The sequence below is a fragment of the Amycolatopsis sp. NPDC004378 genome (genome assembly GCF_053602455.1).
This window is the reverse complement of the sequence record NZ_JBSGDR010000014.1, coordinates 165336-181048: the sequence shown is the minus strand read 5'-3', so window position 1 is coordinate 181048 and position 15713 is coordinate 165336. Positions and strand designations below refer to the sequence as shown.

Annotated in this window: 17 protein-coding genes; 10 read left to right on the top strand and 7 right to left on the bottom strand. The window is 72.4% G+C overall.

Annotation, left to right across the window (positions count from 1 at the left end; translation table 11 throughout):
* Positions 1-74: 74 nt before the first annotated feature.
* Positions 75-1424, top strand: a complete 1350-nt coding sequence (locus tag ACWEN0_RS33415; RefSeq protein WP_451982698.1) for a nucleotide-binding protein — start codon at positions 75-77, stop codon at positions 1422-1424.
* On the opposite strand, the gene ACWEN0_RS33410 is transcribed toward ACWEN0_RS33415, so the two are convergent.
* Both ACWEN0_RS33410 and ACWEN0_RS33405 read right to left on the bottom strand, forming a co-directional pair.
* A complete protein-coding gene (locus tag ACWEN0_RS33410) occupies positions 1421-1606 on the bottom strand; it encodes a hypothetical protein (RefSeq protein WP_451982695.1) in 186 nt (61 codons plus the stop codon). The genes ACWEN0_RS33415 and ACWEN0_RS33410 overlap by 4 nt on opposite strands.
* Positions 1607-2154: 548 nt before the next feature.
* Positions 2155-2367, bottom strand: coding sequence for a BldC family transcriptional regulator (locus ACWEN0_RS33405; RefSeq protein WP_072474890.1), 213 nt, complete (start codon positions 2365-2367; stop codon positions 2155-2157).
* Positions 2368-2647: 280 nt separating this feature from the next.
* Here ACWEN0_RS33405 and ACWEN0_RS33400 point away from each other — a divergent pair, with 280 nt between their 5' ends.
* From ACWEN0_RS33400 to ACWEN0_RS33385, 4 genes are all read left to right on the top strand, one after another.
* Positions 2648-3121: an Lrp/AsnC family transcriptional regulator gene (locus ACWEN0_RS33400; RefSeq protein WP_451982692.1), complete on the top strand. Its 474-nt coding sequence runs from the start codon at positions 2648-2650 to the stop codon at positions 3119-3121.
* 11 nt (positions 3122-3132) lie between these two features.
* Positions 3133-3408 carry a DUF4229 domain-containing protein gene (locus ACWEN0_RS33395; protein WP_451982689.1) on the top strand — a complete coding sequence of 92 codons (276 nt, stop codon included), beginning with the start codon at positions 3133-3135 and terminating at the stop codon, positions 3406-3408.
* A complete protein-coding gene (locus tag ACWEN0_RS33390; RefSeq protein ID WP_451982686.1) occupies positions 3405-4481 on the top strand; it encodes a PLP-dependent cysteine synthase family protein in 1077 nt (358 codons plus the stop codon). The genes ACWEN0_RS33395 and ACWEN0_RS33390 overlap by 4 nt, the downstream gene beginning before the upstream one ends.
* Positions 4482-4669: 188 nt before the next feature.
* Positions 4670-5473 (top strand): DUF7405 family protein, encoded by an 804-nt coding sequence (locus ACWEN0_RS33385; RefSeq protein WP_451982683.1) that lies wholly within the window; start codon positions 4670-4672, stop codon positions 5471-5473.
* A 7-nt stretch (positions 5474-5480) separates the two neighbouring features.
* On the opposite strand, the gene ACWEN0_RS33380 is transcribed toward ACWEN0_RS33385, so the two are convergent.
* Genes ACWEN0_RS33380 through ACWEN0_RS33365 form a run of 4 tightly spaced genes read right to left on the bottom strand, consistent with a single transcriptional unit; the run spans position 5481 to position 8645 of the window.
* On the bottom strand, positions 5481-6350 hold the full coding sequence (locus ACWEN0_RS33380) for a 1,4-dihydroxy-2-naphthoate polyprenyltransferase (RefSeq protein ID WP_451982680.1): 870 nt from the start codon (positions 6348-6350) through the stop codon (positions 5481-5483).
* Between the two features lie 49 nt (positions 6351-6399).
* The gene (locus tag ACWEN0_RS33375) at positions 6400-6543 is read right to left on the bottom strand and encodes a hypothetical protein (RefSeq protein ID WP_451982677.1); all 144 of its coding nucleotides are present in this window, start codon (positions 6541-6543) and stop codon (positions 6400-6402) included.
* A 52-nt stretch (positions 6544-6595) separates the two neighbouring features.
* Positions 6596-7720 carry an o-succinylbenzoate--CoA ligase gene (gene menE / locus ACWEN0_RS33370; protein ID WP_451982942.1) on the bottom strand — a complete coding sequence of 375 codons (1125 nt, stop codon included), beginning with the start codon at positions 7718-7720 and terminating at the stop codon, positions 6596-6598.
* A 1-nt stretch (position 7721) separates the two neighbouring features.
* Positions 7722-8645, bottom strand: coding sequence for a 1,4-dihydroxy-2-naphthoyl-CoA synthase (locus ACWEN0_RS33365; protein WP_451982674.1), 924 nt, complete (start codon positions 8643-8645; stop codon positions 7722-7724).
* A 51-nt stretch (positions 8646-8696) separates the two neighbouring features.
* Between ACWEN0_RS33365 and menD the strand changes: the two genes are divergently transcribed.
* From menD to ACWEN0_RS33350, 3 genes are all read left to right on the top strand, one after another.
* Complete coding sequence (menD, locus tag ACWEN0_RS33360; RefSeq protein ID WP_451982671.1) at positions 8697-10382, top strand: 2-succinyl-5-enolpyruvyl-6-hydroxy-3-cyclohexene-1-carboxylic-acid synthase; 1686 nt, start codon at positions 8697-8699, stop codon at positions 10380-10382.
* Between the two features lie 134 nt (positions 10383-10516).
* Positions 10517-12028, top strand: a complete 1512-nt coding sequence (locus ACWEN0_RS33355) for a M1 family metallopeptidase (protein ID WP_451982668.1) — start codon at positions 10517-10519, stop codon at positions 12026-12028.
* A gap of 16 nt (positions 12029-12044) precedes the next feature.
* Entirely contained in the window at positions 12045-12488 is a 444-nt protein-coding gene (locus ACWEN0_RS33350; protein WP_451982666.1) for a DUF3592 domain-containing protein, read from the top strand.
* 27 nt (positions 12489-12515) lie between these two features.
* On the opposite strand, the gene ACWEN0_RS33345 is transcribed toward ACWEN0_RS33350, so the two are convergent.
* Entirely contained in the window at positions 12516-13352 is an 837-nt protein-coding gene (locus ACWEN0_RS33345) for an inositol monophosphatase family protein (RefSeq protein ID WP_451982663.1), read from the bottom strand.
* 176 nt (positions 13353-13528) lie between these two features.
* On the opposite strand from ACWEN0_RS33345, the gene ACWEN0_RS33340 reads away from it, so the two are divergent.
* Both ACWEN0_RS33340 and ACWEN0_RS33335 read left to right on the top strand, forming a co-directional pair.
* Entirely contained in the window at positions 13529-14599 is a 1071-nt protein-coding gene (locus ACWEN0_RS33340) for a glycosyltransferase family 4 protein (protein WP_451982660.1), read from the top strand.
* A gap of 2 nt (positions 14600-14601) precedes the next feature.
* Positions 14602-15705: a glycosyltransferase family 4 protein gene (locus tag ACWEN0_RS33335; RefSeq protein ID WP_451982657.1), complete on the top strand. Its 1104-nt coding sequence runs from the start codon at positions 14602-14604 to the stop codon at positions 15703-15705.
* Positions 15706-15713: the final 8 nt, after the last annotated feature.

Below are 15713 nucleotides of genomic sequence, written 5' to 3'. Positions count from 1 at the left end.
AGAACGCGGGGCCGCCGACTACCGTCGTCCTCAGGGGGAGTGATGTCGGGCGGAGTGCGCGGAGGTTTACACCGGTGACCGGACCCAATGAAGAATCGGCTCCTGGCCACCCCGAACAGGCCGAGCCGGCCGCTGCGCCGCAGCAGCAGCCGGGGCTGTTCGCCGAGGACCGGACGGACTCGCACCCGCATCCGGAGACCTCGGGTGCCTACGACGTGCAGCCGACGCAGGCCGTCACGCCGCCGCCCAACCCCGCGGTGTCCGGGCCCCACCAGGTGCCCAACCCCGCGGTGTCGGGCCCGCACCAGGTGCCCAACCCGGCCGTTTCGGGCCCGCACCAGGTGCCCCAGGGCCAGTACGGCTACGACCAGAACCTGCCGCCGCTGCAGCCGCAGTACGCGCAGGGCCAGTACCCGCAGCAGCAGCAGCAGCAGCCGTCCGGGCTCCCGCAGCCCCAGGGCGGCCGGCACGCGGCGCCCCCGCAGGGCCACGGCCACGACCTGTCGACCGCGCACCTGGTCAAGCAGGTCAAGCGGCCGCCGCAGTCCGGCTGGCGCAAGGCCGTCTACGTCGGGTCCGGCAAGCTGATCAACCCGGGCGAGAGCCCGGCGGACACCCAGCGCCGCGACCTCATCGCGCGCGTCAACCAGCCGCTGCGCGGGTGCTACAAGATCGCGATGCTCTCGCTCAAGGGCGGCGTCGGCAAGACCACGGTGACGACGACGCTGGGCGCGACGTTCGCCTCGCTGCGCGGCGATCGCGTGGTGGCGGTGGACGCCAACCCGGACCGCGGCACGCTGTCGCAGAAGCTCCCGCTGGAGACGACGGCGACGGTCCGCCACCTCCTGCGCGACGCGGCCCGCATCACGCGCTACAGCGACGTGCGGTCGTACACGTCCCAGGGCTCCAGCCGGCTGGAAATCCTCGCGAGCGAGCAGGACCCGGCCGTTTCCGAGGCCTTCTCCGAGGACGACTACCGGCGGACGGTCAACCTGCTGGAGCACTTCTACAACATCGTGCTCACCGACTGCGGCACCGGCCTGATGCACTCGGCGATGAAGGGCGTCCTGGACGTCGCGGACGCGCTGGTCGTGGTGTCGTCGGGCTCGGTCGACGGGGCCCGCAGCGCGTCGGCGACGCTGGACTGGCTCGAGGCCCACGGCTACGGCGAGCTGGTGAAGCGCTCGGTCGCGGTGATCAACTCGGTCCGTCCGAAGGGCGGCTCGGTCGACCTGGACAAGCTTTCGGCGCATTTCGGCGCGAAGGTCCGGGCGGTCTGCAAGATCCCGTTCGACCCGCACCTGGAAGAAGGCGCGGAAATCGAGCTGGACCGGCTTTCGGGTGACACGCGCCTGGCCCTGCTGGACCTGGCGGCGACGGTGGCCGACGGCTTCGCGACCCCGCTTTCGCAGGGTTACCGCTAGTCGTCTTCGTCCCGGCGCTTGCGCTGCTGTTCGGCCAGCTGGCGCAGGAAATCGGGATCGTCGTCCGGGGCGATCGGGGCCCGGCGCGGAGCCGAGGTGACCCCGATCCGCTGGCCGGCGAACGACCGCCACAGGAGCAGGGCGACGACCAGCGCGCCGACCGCCGCGAGCAGAGCGAGCATGCCGGATCCTTCCGTGTGGGTCCCCCGAGGTTAACCCGTCGGACCGGGTTTCGGCCCGAACCCCGTCGAGCGGGGTGACGACCGGAACACGAAAGGCCGCACCGGGGCGGGAAAAGGTTTCCCATTACCTGAATACGGCTCCGCTGCGCGGATGGTTCGCAGGAAGCCGTGAGGCCTCGCGACCCGGGCGATTCGGCGCAGAAGTACCCGAACGGCTTGCGACAGCGCTCGAACGGGCTGCGAGTGCCGCGCGGGCCGGCGGGAGTGGCCGCGCAGGATCGTCGATCGCACCTGCGGCGGGGCCTGTTCGCCGCGCGGGCCGAGGGCTGGCGGGAGTGGCCGCGCAGGATTGTTGATTGCACCTGCGGCGGGGCCTGTTCGCCGTGGGGGCCAGGGCGCGGCTGGGTTCGCCGGGCGCGGTCCATCCCCGCGGCGTCAGAACATCGTCTGTCGGGGCACCCGCGGCGGCGGGGTCCGCGAAACACGAAGGGCCGCGGCGGGGCGGGGGAGGTCCCCCGTGCCCGTCACGGCCCCGGCGTCCAGGTGGATCAGGCCTTGCGAGCCGGTTCGCTGGCGTCCGTGGTCAGCTCCGCGAGGAGCTCGTTGACCTCGGACTCCCGGAACCGCCGGTGCCCGCCCGGGGTGCGGATCGAGCCGATCCGGCCCGCCGTCGCCCACCGGGTCACCGTCTTCGGGTCCACCCGGAACAGCGCCGCCACCTCGCCAGGGGTGAGCAGGCGTCCGCCCATCGTCGCGGTCATTTTCCGCCTCCTTAACGACCTCACTGCTATACCGGAGGCGTCCGGGCCCTTCTGGCCCGTTCCGCCGGGGTAGCCAACACGGCAATCGTTGCACTTCACCCGTCGGGTACTCGAACGGTTGTCCAAGAGTAAAGAGCCCTTAAAGGTCAAAACGGACACCTTGCTTACGTTCTGCAACTAAATTTCCGGTGACGTGACGCGCGAAGACGTCATTCCACCGGGGCATCGGCGGCCGGGCGTGGTGCCAATGGGGGATTGTCCAACCGCATAGAGTGATCCCGTGGATCAGTTGGACCGGAAGATCATCGCGGCCTTGCGCATCAACGGACGGGCCACCTACGCCGATCTCGGGCGGGCCGTCGGGCTGTCGGCGTCGTCGGTGCACGAGCGCGTGGGCAAGCTGGAGGCCGCCGGCGTGATCACCGGCTACCACGCGGTCGTCGACCCGAGCTCGGTCGGCCTCGGCGTCACCGCCCTCGTCGGCATCCATCCGACCGACACCGCGACCGACGAAGACGTCGCCGACGCGCTCGGTGAGCTCGACGAGGTCGAGAGCTGCTACGCGGTGGCCGGGGACGAGGCCTTCGTCGTCAAGGTGCGCGTGCCGACCGTCGACGAGCTCGAGCGCACGCTGGGCCGCCTCCGCCGCATCCCCGGCGTCGGGCGGACGAACACCACCGTCGTGCTCTCGACGCGCTTCGAAGGCCGTCCGAACAACGCGGGCCTGCAGAAGGACCGTGCGGGCGGGGCGTAACCTGCGTTGATGTGAGCACCAACTTGCCGCGTGACCTGACGCTGTACCTCCTGGCGCGGTTCGTGCTGGTCGGGGTGATCGCGTGGGGCCTGACCCTGGCGACCGTGCCCCTGCTGGTCGCGCTGGTCGTCGGCCTGGTCGTCGGGCTGCCGCTGGGTCTGCTGCTGTTCCGCCCGCTCAACGCCCGCGTCACGGCCGGCCTGGCGAAGCGCAACGAGAAGCGCGCCCGGGCCCGCGCCGACCTGCGGGCGCAGCTGCGCGGCGACACCCCCGGCCGCACCGAATGAGCCACGCGCGCAGCTGGGTCCGCGAGGCCGTCCGGATCATCGAGGCCGACGCCAACCGCAGCGCCGACACCCACCTGCACGTCTTCCCGCTGCCCCCGGAGTGGGGCATCGACCTCTACCTGAAGGACGAGTCCGTCCACCCGACCGGCTCGCTCAAGCACCGGCTGGCCCGTTCGCTGTTCCTGTACGGGCTCGTCAACGGCCAGATCGGGCCGGACACCGTGCTCGTCGAGGCCTCCAGCGGGTCGACTGCCGTGTCCGAGGCCTACTTCGCCCGCATGCTCGGCCTGCGCTTCATCACCGTCGTGCCGCGGCGCACGTCGAAGGAGAAGGTCGCGCTCATCGAGTTCTACGGCGGCGAGTGCCACTTCGTCGACGAAGCGCCAGCGATGTACCCCGAGGCGGAGCGGCTCGCGGCCGAGTGCAACGGCCACTACCTCGACCAGTTCACCTACGCCGAGCGCGCGACGGACTGGCGCGGCAACAACAACATCGCCGAGTCCGTCTTCGCGCAGATGCGCTCGGAGCGCCACCCGGTGCCGACGTGGATCGTCGTCGGCGCGGGCACCGGCGGCACGAGCGCGACCTTCGGCCGGTACGTCCGCTACAAGCGGCACACGACGAAGATCTGCGTCGTCGACCCGGAGAACTCGTCGTTCTACGGCGCTTGGGAGACGGGCGCGCTCGACTACGCCACCGGCATGCCGTCGCGGATCGAGGGCATCGGACGGCCGCGCTGCGAGCCGTCGTTCGTACCCGGCGTCATCGACGAGATGTTCCGGATCCCCGACGCCGGTTCGCTGGCGGCCATCCGGCTGCTGCGCGAGCGCACCGGGCACTGGGCAGGCGGCTCGACCGGCACGAACCTGTACGGCGCGTTCCGGCTCATCTCCCGGATGGTCGAGGACGGCCAGGCGGGCAGCGTCGTGACGCTGCTGTGCGACGGCGGCGAGCGGTACGCGCACACGTACTACAACGACGAGTGGCTCGACCAGCAGGGACTCGACCTGGCGCCGCACGCGGCCCTGTTCGAGGAGTTCCTGACGACCGGGAAGTTCGTCCCCGAAGACTGATCCCTTGTGGACGGCCGGGTACCTGGGTTTTCCCCGCATACCCAGGTTCTTCTCGTCATGGTGACGGGCCCGCGGGAAGATCTACGGTCGCTCCGCGCCGACGAGGGGCGGCGGGTCCCCGGAAGTCGCCGTGTCCGTTGTCCCGGAACGTCCCGTGTCGAAGTGGCCGCTCGCGCACCGCTCCGGCGGTGACGCGGGAGCGAGCATCGCGGGAGATCCTGTCCCGTCCGGTCGACCGCCGGACCGCCCTGCGCCGCACCGGGGCGATGGCCGCGCTCGGCACGCTCGACCTGGTGTCCGGCTTCGCCCGGGTGCCGGTGCGCCTGGCCTGGGCCGACACCGACGTCGCCTTCCCCGACGTCCAGTTCGACCTCGGACCGTTCATGCCGCCCGCGCAGACGATGGACGGCGTCCCGGTCGGGATGCCGCCGATCCGCACCACGTTCGTCACCGCGCGGCTGAGCCGGGCACAGTCCAAAGCGGACGCCGGCCGGATGGAAAGCGCTTTGCGCGCCATCGAAAGCAACTACCCGTACGCGCCGGGCGGCGTCTGCACGCACGTCGCCTACAGCGACAGCTACTTCGCGCGGTTCCCCGCGGCGCCGGTGAACGCGAACATGCCGCGCACGCTCGCCGGGCCCACCGACGTCGCGCCCGGGGCGCGCGTCCTCGAGCTGCGGCGGCCCGAGTTCACCGTGCCGCTGGTGCTGGAGGACAACGACGTCCTGTTCACGATCCGCGGCGACGACTGGAGCTACGTGGCCGACGTCGTCGCGTGGCTCGGCGGCAGCGGCCGGCTCGTCGGCCGCCCGATCGCCTCGCCGCGGTTCGACGCGGGCATGACGATCACGTCGTCGCGCGCGATGTGCGTGCAGATGGGGCTGCCGGGATTTCGGCGCGGACGGTGGAGAACCTGCAGGGCGCGTTGTTCCGCAAGCTGCGGGTGCACACCCGGGCCGCGGCGCTCGTCGCCGCCCGGGACCTCCGGCTGATCGAGGTCTAGAAGCTCAGCGCGACCGCGGCCAGGATCGCCCACGCCAGCATGGCCAAGCCCGTGTCCCGCAGCGCCGGGATCAGCGCGCGCCCCTGCTGCCCGCTGCCCACCGCACGGACCGACTTCAGCAGCATCGGCGCCGTCACCAGTGTGATCAGCACCAGCGGCCGGTCGATGCCGAGGACGATGCTCAGCACGTACGGCACCGCGAGCAGCACCAGGTACAGCCGGCGCGTCCCGCCGTCGCCCAGGCGCGTGGCGAGGGTGCGCTTGCCGGACTCGATGTCGGTCGGGATGTCGCGGAGGTTGTTGGCCGTCAGGACCGCCGTCGAGAAGGAGCCGACCGCCACCGCGCAGGCGAGCGCGGCCCAGCTGACCCGGCCCGCCTGGACGTAGACCGTGCCGAGCACGCCGGCCAGCCCGAAGAACACGAACACGGCGATCTCGCCGAAACCGTAGTAGCCGTAGGGCTTCTTGCCGCCCGTGTAGAACCACGCGCCGAGGATGCACAGCGCGCCCATGACCAGCAGCCACCAGTGCCCGCTGGAGAGCACGAGGACCAGGCCCAGCACCCCGGCCAGGCCCAGCGCGGCCAGGGCGGACCGCAGCACGGCTTTCGGCGCGGCGACGCCGGAGCCGACCAGCCGCAGCGGGCCGACGCGGTTCTCGTCCGTGCCGCGGACGCCGTCGGAGTAGTCGTTGGCGTAGTTGACGCCGACGATCAGCGAGAGCGAGACCAGCAGCGCCAGAACCGAACGCCACCACGAGAACCCGTCCAGCGCGATCGCCGCGCCGACGCCCGCCACGACCGGGGCCACCGCGTTCGGCAGCGTCCGGGGCCGGGCCCCCTCGATCCATTCGCTCACTGTCGCCATGGCGCCATTCAACGCCATCTCGATCACCCGGCGACGGGAACCCGGGGAGTCAGTCCGTGGTGGGCAGCTGCCAGGTGAGCTGGCCGCTGTTGGGGTCGGCCCCGGGGCCGTCAGCCAAGGCCGCGCCCGCGGGAAGGAGTACCCCCAGCGTGACGGCGGCGCCGATGAAAGCGGTTCTGATCCAGCGCGTCATGGTGAGTAGCCAAGCGGGTGCACCCCGTGCATGTCAACGGCGGTCCCGCCATTCAGCCGCGCGAACCCGACGTAAGTCGCGCTTTCACGGCCTCGCGGTCGATCTTGCCCGGTCCGCGCAGCGGCAGCTCGGCGTCGTATTCGACGTGCTTCGGCGTCGACGCGGCGCCCAGCTCGGCCCGGACCGCGGCGCGCAGGTCGCCGGGTTCACCGGCCGGGACGACCAGCGCCACCACGGCCTCGCCCCACTCCGGGTCGGGCACGCCGACGACGCACGCGTCGCGCACGCCCGGCTGTGCGCAGAGGACCCGTTCGATCGCGTGCGCGGACACCTTCACGCCGCCGGTGTTGATCATGTCGTCGGCGCGGCCGAGGACCTCGATGCGGCCGTCGTCGTGCCGGACCCCGCGGTCGGACGTCGTGAACCAGCCGTCGTGGAAGGCCGCCGCGGTCAGGTCCGGCCGGCGCCGGTAGCCGTGGGCGAGGACGTCGCCCGCGATGCGGATCCGTTCGCCTGTCACGTCGACCTCGACGCCGTCGAGCGGGAAGCCGTCGTAGACGCAGCCGCTGGCCGTCTCGCTCATCCCGTACGCGGGCACGATCCGGACGCCGGCGTCGGCCGCGCGGTCCCGCAGGGAGGCCGACGTCGCGGCCGCGCCGACCACGATCGCGTCGAACGTCTTCGCCGCGGCCAGCCCCGCACCGCCGTCGTCGAGCAGGCGGACGAGCTGGGTGGGCACCAGCGCCGTGTAGCGCGGGCCGCCGTCGAGCTTCGCCGCCGCGGCCGCGAAGTCGTCCGGCCGGAAGCCGGTGCCGGTCAGGAAGGCGGGTTCGGTGCCCGCGAGCAGCGACCGGACCAGCACCTGCAGCCCGCCGATGTAGTGCGCCGGCGTGGCCAGCAGCCACTGTCCGGGGCCGCCGAGGCGCAGGTGCGTGGCTTCGGCGGACGCGATCAGGGCGCGGGCCGACAGCAGCACGCCCTTGGGGGCGCCGGTCGACCCCGACGTGGCGATGACCACGGCGGTGTCCGGCTCGGCGGGCTCGTCCGGCGCCATCGCGTCCCGCAGCGCCGGGTCGGTGAACGGCAGCACGGCCGGGCCGCCGCCCAGCGCGTCCGCGATGGCGTTCTTCAGGGACTCGAGCGCCTCCGGAGAGCCGTCGAGTCCGATCGGGAGCAGTTCAGTAGTAATAGGGGACGTCCTTGAAGTCGGGGTCGCGCTTCTGCAGGAACGCGTCACGGCCTTCGACGGCTTCGTCCTGCATGTACGCCAGCCGGGTGGTCTCGCCGGCGAACAGCTGCTGGCCGACCATGCCGTCGTCGGTGAGGTTGAACGCGTACTTCAGCATCCGCTGGGCCGTCGGCGACTTGCCGACGATCTCCCACGCCCAGGTCAGCGCCTCTTTCTCGAGGTCGGCGTGCGGGACGACGGCGTTCACCGCGCCCATCCGGTGCATCTGCTCGGCCGAGTACTCGCGGCCGAGGAAGAAGATCTCGCGGGCGAACTTCTGGCCGACCATCTTCGCCAGGTAGGCCGAGCCGTAGCCGCCGTCGAACGAGCCGACGTCGGCGTCGGTCTGCTTGAACTTCGCGTGCTCGGCCGAGGCGAGCGTGAGATCGCACACGACGTGCAGGGAGTGCCCGCCGCCCGCCGCCCAGCCCGGCACGACCGCGATCACCGGTTTCGGCAGGAACCGGATCAGCCGCTGGACCTCGAGGATGTGCAGCCGGCCGGCCCGTGCGGGGTCCACCGTGTCGGAGGTCTCGCCGCTCGCGTACTGATAGCCGGAGCGTCCGCGAATACGCTGGTCACCACCGGAGCAGAACGCCCACCCGCCGTCCTTGGGCGAGGGGCCGTTGCCGGTGAGCAGGACGCAGCCGACGTCCGAGCTCATCCGGGCGTGGTCCAGCGCCCGGTAGAGCTCGTCGACGGTGTGCGGGCGGAAGGCGTTGCGGACCTCCGGGCGGTCGAACGCGATGCGCACGACGCGCTTGCCGCCCCGGTTCTCAGCGGAGCGGTGGTAGGTGATGTCGGTGAAGGCGAAACCTTCGACCTCGGTCCACGCGGCCGGATCGAACAGCTCGGAAACTCGGGCGTCATCCACGTTTGGGAGAATAGGACCTGTGGACATTTGCGATCAGTCTGGAGCCTGCCGGTGAACCCTTCCACCGCGCAGGCCAGGGTCATCGTCGACGAACTCGTCCGCAACACCGTTTCGCACGTCGTCCTCTGCCCGGGCTCCCGCAACGCGCCGCTGTCCATCGCGCTGTACGACGCGGCGGCGGCCGGGAAGCTCCAGCTGCACGTCCGCATCGACGAGCGTGGCGCCGCGTTCCTGGCCCTCGGCATCGCCGCGCGCACCGGCCGCCCGGTGGCCGTGCTCTGCACGTCCGGCACCGCGGCGGCGAACTTCCACCCCGCCGTCCTCGAGGCCGACCGGGCGGGTGTCCCGCTGATCGTGCTGACCGCCGACCGGCCGCCCGAGCTGCGGGCCGCGGGCGCGTCGCAGGTGATCGACCAGCACCAGCTCTACGGCGACGCCGTCCGCTACTTCGACGAGCTGGCCGTCGCCGAGCGGCGGGCCGGCCAGAACTCGTACTGGCGCAGCCAGATCTGCCGGGCGTGGAACGCCGCCTACGGCGAGTGGCGCTGCGGCCCGGTGCACCTGAACATCCCGTTCCGCGAACCCCTCGTGCCCGACCTCGACGACAGTGGTGCTGCCGGTGAGTGGTACGAGTCCCTCGACGGCCGTCCCGACGGCTCCCGCTGGACCGAGCTGCCGGACTTCGGCGCGCTGCCGTCGTTCGTCGTGCCCTCGGCGCGCCACGGCCTGGTGATCGCGTGCGACACCGGCGTCCAGGCCGCCAGCGAGTGGGCCGAGCAGCACGGCTGGCCGGTCGTGTCGGAGACCGGCGGCCTTGGCCTGTCCGGCGGCACGGCGATCTCGTCCGGCGCGTGGCTGCTGGGCGTCGAGGAGTTCATCACCAAGCACAAGCCGGAGCAGGTCCTCTGCCTCGGCCGGCCGACGGTGTTCCGGCAGATCCAGAAGGTGATCTCGGACGCCGACGTCGAGGTCCTGCTGGTCCGCCCGGACTCGGACTGGCCGGCGCCCGCGCACAACGTCCGGCAGGTCGGGCAGTGGTTCGACGAGCCGACGAAGCCGGCCGACCCGGAGTGGCTGGCGAGCTGGCGCCGCGCCGACGCGGCCGCGTCCTCGGCGGTGGCGTCGGTGCTGGCCGCGGAGCCGTGGCCCTCGGGCCTGCGCCTGGCGTCGGAGCTGGTGGACGCGCTGCCGGCGGACTCGCTGCTGGTGGTCGGCTCGTCCAACCCGACGCGCGACGTCGCCCTGGCGGGCCGCCTGCGCCCGGACGTCCTGGTGCACCGCAACCGCGGCGTCGCGGGCATCGACGGCACGGTCTCGACGGCCATCGGCGCGGCGTACGTCCACCGCGGCCCGTCGTACGCCCTGCTGGGCGACCTGACGTTCCTGCACGACGCGTCCGGCCTGCTGACCGGCCCCGCGGAGCAGCGCCCGGACCTGACGATCGTGGTCTGCAACGACGACGGCGGCGGCATCTTCTCGCTGCTGGAGCAGGGCGCGCCCGAGCACGCGGCGAGCTTCGAGCGCGTCTTCGGGACGCCGCACGGGGCCGACCTCGGCGCGTTGTGCGCGGGGTACCGGGTGCCGCACGTGGTGGCGGAGACGCTGACGGAGTTCCGCGCAGCCCTGCGGCCGGCGCCGGGTCTGCGGGTCGTCGAGGTGCGCGTCGACCGGTCGCGGCACCGTGACCTGCACGCCCGCCTGCGGGCGGCGGTGTCCACCGCGGTCTCGGCCGGCTGATCGGGACATAACGCCACGTCAAGCGGTTTCCGATCTTGATCCCAGTAGGCAAGAACCTTCCTTCGGCTGTACCTGGCCCCTTCTTGGCTGGCTACGTTCGAGCGCGCTGATCCTCACCCGTTGGAGGGATTCGAATGCGTGCAAGAACTCGCACCGGCCTCGGCGCGCTCGCGGCCGGCGTCGCCTCGGTGCTGCTCGTGGGTACCGCCAGTGCGGCCCCGGCGCCCGGCGCACCCGGTGTCGGTGACCCCTACTACCCGAACGCCGGCAACGGCGGCACGGACGTCCTGCACTACGACATCCGCCTGACCTACCAGCCCGCGACCGACGTCCTCGCCGGGACGACGACGCTGCTGCTCACCGCCACGCAGGACCTGTCGCGGTTCGACCTGGACTTCGCGCTGAAGGCGTCGAGCGTGCGGGTGAACAACCGCCCGGCCCAGTTCACGAACCAGACCGGCAACGGCGAACTGGTCGTCACGCCCGCGCAGCCGCTGCTCAAGGGCCAGACCGCGACCGTCGTCGTCGCCTACTCGGACACGCCGTCGACGGAGAAGGTCGACGGGCTGAACGCGTGGAAGAAGGGGTCCTTCGGCGCGCTCGGCGTCGACGAGCCGCAGAGCTCGGCGTGGTGGTTCCCGGCCAACGACCACCCGACCGACAAGGCGACCTACGACGTCTCCATCGAAGCCCCGGACGACAACGTTGCCGTCACCAACGGAACCCTGGTCCGGACGCAGAAGAGCCGCGCCGGCTGGACGCGCTGGCAGTGGCGCAGCACGAAGCCGCAGGCCACGTACCTGACGTCGTTCATCGTCGGCAAGTACGAGCTGAACCAGTCGACGACCCCGGACGGCAAGCCGTTCATCACCGCGTACGGCTCCGACCTGGGCGACTCGCTGTACGCGGCGAAGGCCAGCGTCGAGCGGACCCCGGAGATCGACGAGTTCCTGGCCACCCAGTTCGGCCCGTACCCGTTTGAGGCTGAAGGCGGTGTCGTGACCAGCGGCATCACGTTCTCGCTGGAGAACCAGACCCGGCCGACCTACGGCGTGCGCAACTTCCGCGCGGGCTCGAACACGACGCTGATCGCGCACGAGAACGCCCATCAGTGGTTCGGCGACAACGTCTCGCTGGGCCGCTGGAGCGACATCTGGCTGAACGAGGGCTTCGCGTCCTATGCCGAGTGGCTGTGGTCGGAGCACGAGGGCGAGGGCACCGTCGCCGAGCTGGCGCAGTACACGTACGACTCCAACCCGGCCGACGGCGACCTGTGGAAGCTCGTCCCGGCCGACCCGGGCGCGGACAACCAGTTCGACAACGCCGTCTACGACCGCGGCGCGCTGACGCTGCAGGCGCTGCGGACCGCCGTGGGCGACGACGCGTTCTTCACCATCCTGAAGACGTGGCAGGCGCAGCGGGGCGGGTCGAACGGGCGGATCCTGGACTTCATCGCGCTGGCGGAGAAGGTCTCGGGCAAGCCGCTGCACGACCTGTTCCAGACCTGGCTGTACACCGCGGGCAAGCCGTCCGTGGGCCCGAACGGCGCGGCGGCTTTCGCGGCCCGGACGGCCTCGGTGAAGCCCAAGTCGTTCGACCAGATCCAGCAGAACCACCGGAACCTCGCCGCGGAACACGCGGGGTAGCCGCTACGCTCGCGGCGTGAGCACGAGAGGTGAGCGGGTGAGGCGCGTCGGGTGGTGGGCCACCCTCGGCGTCGCCTCGCTCCTCACCGTGATGTGCGTCTGCCTGCTCTTCGCGGCGATCCGCAACGACGGCGCGATCGAAGCCCAGCTGGGCACGGCGAACGCCACGGTGGACTCGGTGGCGTTCGACCGCACGATCATCCACTTCGAAACCCCGGACGGCATCGTCCACAGCCCGTCGAACGGCGTCCTGTACCCGGACGGCCTGGCCGCCGGTCAGCTGGTCCGCATCGAGTACGACGCGTCGGACCCCGAGCTGGCCCGGGTCGCGGGTCGCTCGGCGACGTTGACGCTGCTGCCGCTGGGGAGCTTCGTGTTCTTCACGTGGCTGGTGGCCGGGCCGCTGCTGTGGTGGATCCGCCGGGTGAACAAGCGCACGAAGGTGCCCGCCCCGGCCTGACCCGGAGCGTCAGTTTCACGGGAAAGTTCATCCCGCGTGGGCCGTCTCCTGCCACCAGCCCAGCACCTCGTCCGCCACTCCGGGGGCCGCGACCAGCAGGCCGTCCGTCGGCAGCGCCGTGTCCTCGCCGTGCTTGTCCAGCACCACCGCGCCGGCCTCGATGGCCATCGCCACCGAGCCCGCCACGTCCCATTCGTGGTAGCTGTGCAGCACCGCCGCGGCCGCGTGCCCCAGCGCGACCTGGGCGATCGACAACGCCGCCGACCCCAGTACCCGGACCCCGGCGTGGGCCGCCGCCGCGCGCTCGATGAAGCCGCCCATCCCCGGCCACGGGCCCTTCCGGGCCAGCTCCGTGCAGACGATCGCGCCCGCCGTCACGCAGCGGTCGGCCAGCTGGACCGGCTTGCCGTTCGCGCGGGCCCCTCGTCCGCGCGCGGCCGCGTAGATCTGGGCCCGGTACGGGTCCGCCACCACGCCCACCACCGGTCCGGACGCGTCGACCAGCGCCAGGCTGTACGCGCACCACGGCACGCCCGCGACGTAGTTCGCCGTGCCGTCCACCGAGTCCACCACCCAGCGGTACTCGGCGACGTCCGCGCCGTGGTCGGCGCCGAACTCGTGGCCGACCACCGGGATGCCCGGGAACTCCGCCGTCAGCACGCGCCGGGTGTGCCGCTCCAGGATGCGGTCGGTGTCGGTGACCCAGTCGAACGGCGAATCCAGTGTCGAGGGGTGCGCACCGCGGCCGGCGGTCGCGGTGATCACGTCGGTGGCGTCGTTGGCCAGCCGCCCGGCCACTTCGAGCGCCCTCGACAGCAGGCCGGGCTCGACGGGCCGCGGCGGCCGGGAGGACAAGAGGGTCATGCCTGCTTAGTCTGGGCCAGCCTGGTTTCCGGGACACGACCTTGAGATGACATGTCGTAGCCGATCTGTTCCGGAAGCGTTGGCCGCCGTGTCACGCGGCCGCCAGGATCGGGTGCGATCGTCGGATCGTGCGAGTCGCCATAGTCACCGAAAGTTTCCTGCCCCAGGTGAACGGCGTGACCAACTCCGTCCTGCGGGTCGTCGAGCACCTGCGCGAACGCCGGCACGACGTGCTGATCATCGCGCCCGGCCCCGGCCCGGACTCCTACCGTGGCGCCCCGGTGATCCGGATCCCGGCCCTCGACTTCCCCGGGGTCAACTCCCTGCCGATCGGCCTGCCGACGCGCACGGTGCTGAACGCGCTCACCGCGTTCGGCCCGGACGTCGTCCACCTCGCGTCGCCGTTCGTCGTCGGCGCGCGGGGCCTGGCCGCGGCGCGCCGGCTGCGGGTGCCGTCGATCGCGGTCTACCAGACCGACATCGCCGGCTTCGCCGCCGCGTACGGCTTCGGCATCGCCGCGCGCGCCGCGTGGCGCTGGGTGCGGCGGCTGCACTCGCGCGCCGACCGGACCCTCGCCCCGTCCAGCGACTCGGTCGAGCAGCTGGAGCTGCACGGCGTCCCGCGCGTGCACCGCTGGGCCCGCGGCGTCGACATCGAGCGGTTCTCCCCGGCGCACGCCGACCCGGACCTGCGGGCCGAGCTGGCGCCGGACGGCGAGCTGCTCGTCGGGTTCGTCGGACGGCTGGCGCCCGAGAAGGAGGTCGACCGGCTGGCCGCGCTCGCCGGGATGCCCGGGATCCGCGTGGTCGTCGTCGGCGACGGGCCCGAGCTCGAAAGCCTGCGGGAGCAGCTGCCCGACGCGGCCTTCCTCGGCGCGAAGTACGGCGAAGACCTCTCCGCGGCGTACGCGAGCTTCGACGTCTTCGTGCACACAGGCCCGCACGAGACGTTCTGCCAGGCGGTGCAGGAGGCGATGGCGTCGGGCCTGCCGGTCCTCGCGCCGGACGCGGGCGGCCCGAAGGACCTCGTCCTGCCCGGCCGCACCGGCTACCTGCTGCCCGCCGACCGCGAGCGGTTCGGCCCCGCGCTCGTCGAGAAGGTCGGCGCGCTGCGGGACCCGGCGCTGCGGGCGAGGCTCGGCGAGAAGGCGCGCAAGGTCGTGCTGGGCCGCACCTGGCCGGCCGTCTGCCGCGAGCTGATGGGGCACTACGAAGCCGTGCAGGGCCGGGCCGCCCGCGCGGCCTGACGATGCACATCGTCCAGCTCGCCAACTTCTACGGGCCGCGCTCGGGCGGGCTGCGCACGGCGCTGCACCACCTCGGCGCGGGGTACGTCGCGAGCGGCCACAGCGTCACACTCGTGGTGCCCGGTACGCGCTACGCCGACGAAGTCCTGCCGACCGGCGTGCGCCGGTTCTCGCTCCCGGCGCCGAAGATCCCCGGCACCGGCGGCTACCGGGCCGTCGACCCGCACCGCGTCCGCGCGGTCCTGCGAAGACTCGAGCCGGACCGGCTGGAGGTGTCGGACCGGTTGACGCTGCGGGGGATGGGTGGCTGGGCGCGGCGGCACGGCGTCCCGAGCACGGTGATCTCCCACGAGCGCCTCGACCGGCTCCTGGAGCAGTTCCTGCTGCCCGAGCCGGTGGCGCGCCGCGTCGCGGACGTCGCGAACCGGCGGATGGCGGCGAGCTACGACACGGTCGTCTGCACGACGGCGTTCGCGCGGGCGGAGTTCGACCGGATCGCCGCGCCGAACGTCCACCGGGTGCCGCTCGGCGTCGACCTGGCGACGTTCCGCCCCGCGATGCGCGACGACGGCTGGCGCACCGACCTCGCCGGGGGAGCGGACGCCCTGATCGTCCACTGTGGACGTCTGTCGCCGGAGAAGCACGTGGAGCGCAGCGTGGACACCGTCGCTTCGCTGACCGAAGCCGGTGTGAAGGTCCGGCTGGTGGTGGCCGGGGACGGCCCGCGACGGCGCGCGCTGGAGCGCCGGGCGCGGGGCCTGCCGGTGACGTTCCTGGGGTTCCTGTCCGGCCGCGGCGACGTCGCCCGGCTGCTGGCCAGCGCGGACGTCTCGCTGGCGCCGGGCCCGCACGAGACGTTCGGGCTCGCCGCCCTGGAAGCCCTGGCCTCGGGGACGCCGGTGGTGGTGTCGGCGTCGTCGGCGCTGCGGGAGATCGTGCGGCCGGGCTGCGGCGCGGCGGTGGACGACCACGCGCCCGCGTTCGCCTCGGCGGTCACCGACCTCCTCGACAGCCCCGAAGACCTGCGCCGCGCGGCCGCCCGGGCCCGCGCGGAGGAGTTCACCTGGCCCGCCGCCGTGGCCGGGATGCTGGCCACCTTCCGCTGAACGTCCCG

Bases quoted from the DNA above. Each gene is read 5' to 3' on its own strand.
- ACWEN0_RS33410 (WP_451982695.1), bottom strand. From the start codon at position 1,606: ATGCTCGCTCTGCTCGCGGCGGTCGGCGCGCTGGTCGTCGCCCTGCTC.
- ACWEN0_RS33405 (WP_072474890.1), bottom strand. From the start codon at position 2,367: ATGACCGCGACGATGGGCGGACGCCTGCTCACCCCTGGCGAGGTGGCG.
- ACWEN0_RS33390 (WP_451982686.1), top strand. From the start codon at position 3,405: ATGAGCCACGCGCGCAGCTGGGTCCGCGAGGCCGTCCGGATCATCGAG.
- ACWEN0_RS33380 (WP_451982680.1), bottom strand. From the start codon at position 6,350: ATGGCGACAGTGAGCGAATGGATCGAGGGGGCCCGGCCCCGGACGCTG.
- ACWEN0_RS33375 (WP_451982677.1), bottom strand. From the start codon at position 6,543: ATGACGCGCTGGATCAGAACCGCTTTCATCGGCGCCGCCGTCACGCTG.
- ACWEN0_RS33355 (WP_451982668.1), top strand. From the start codon at position 10,517: ATGCGTGCAAGAACTCGCACCGGCCTCGGCGCGCTCGCGGCCGGCGTC.
- ACWEN0_RS33345 (WP_451982663.1), bottom strand. From the start codon at position 13,352: ATGACCCTCTTGTCCTCCCGGCCGCCGCGGCCCGTCGAGCCCGGCCTG.
- ACWEN0_RS33335 (WP_451982657.1), top strand. From the start codon at position 14,602: ATGCACATCGTCCAGCTCGCCAACTTCTACGGGCCGCGCTCGGGCGGG.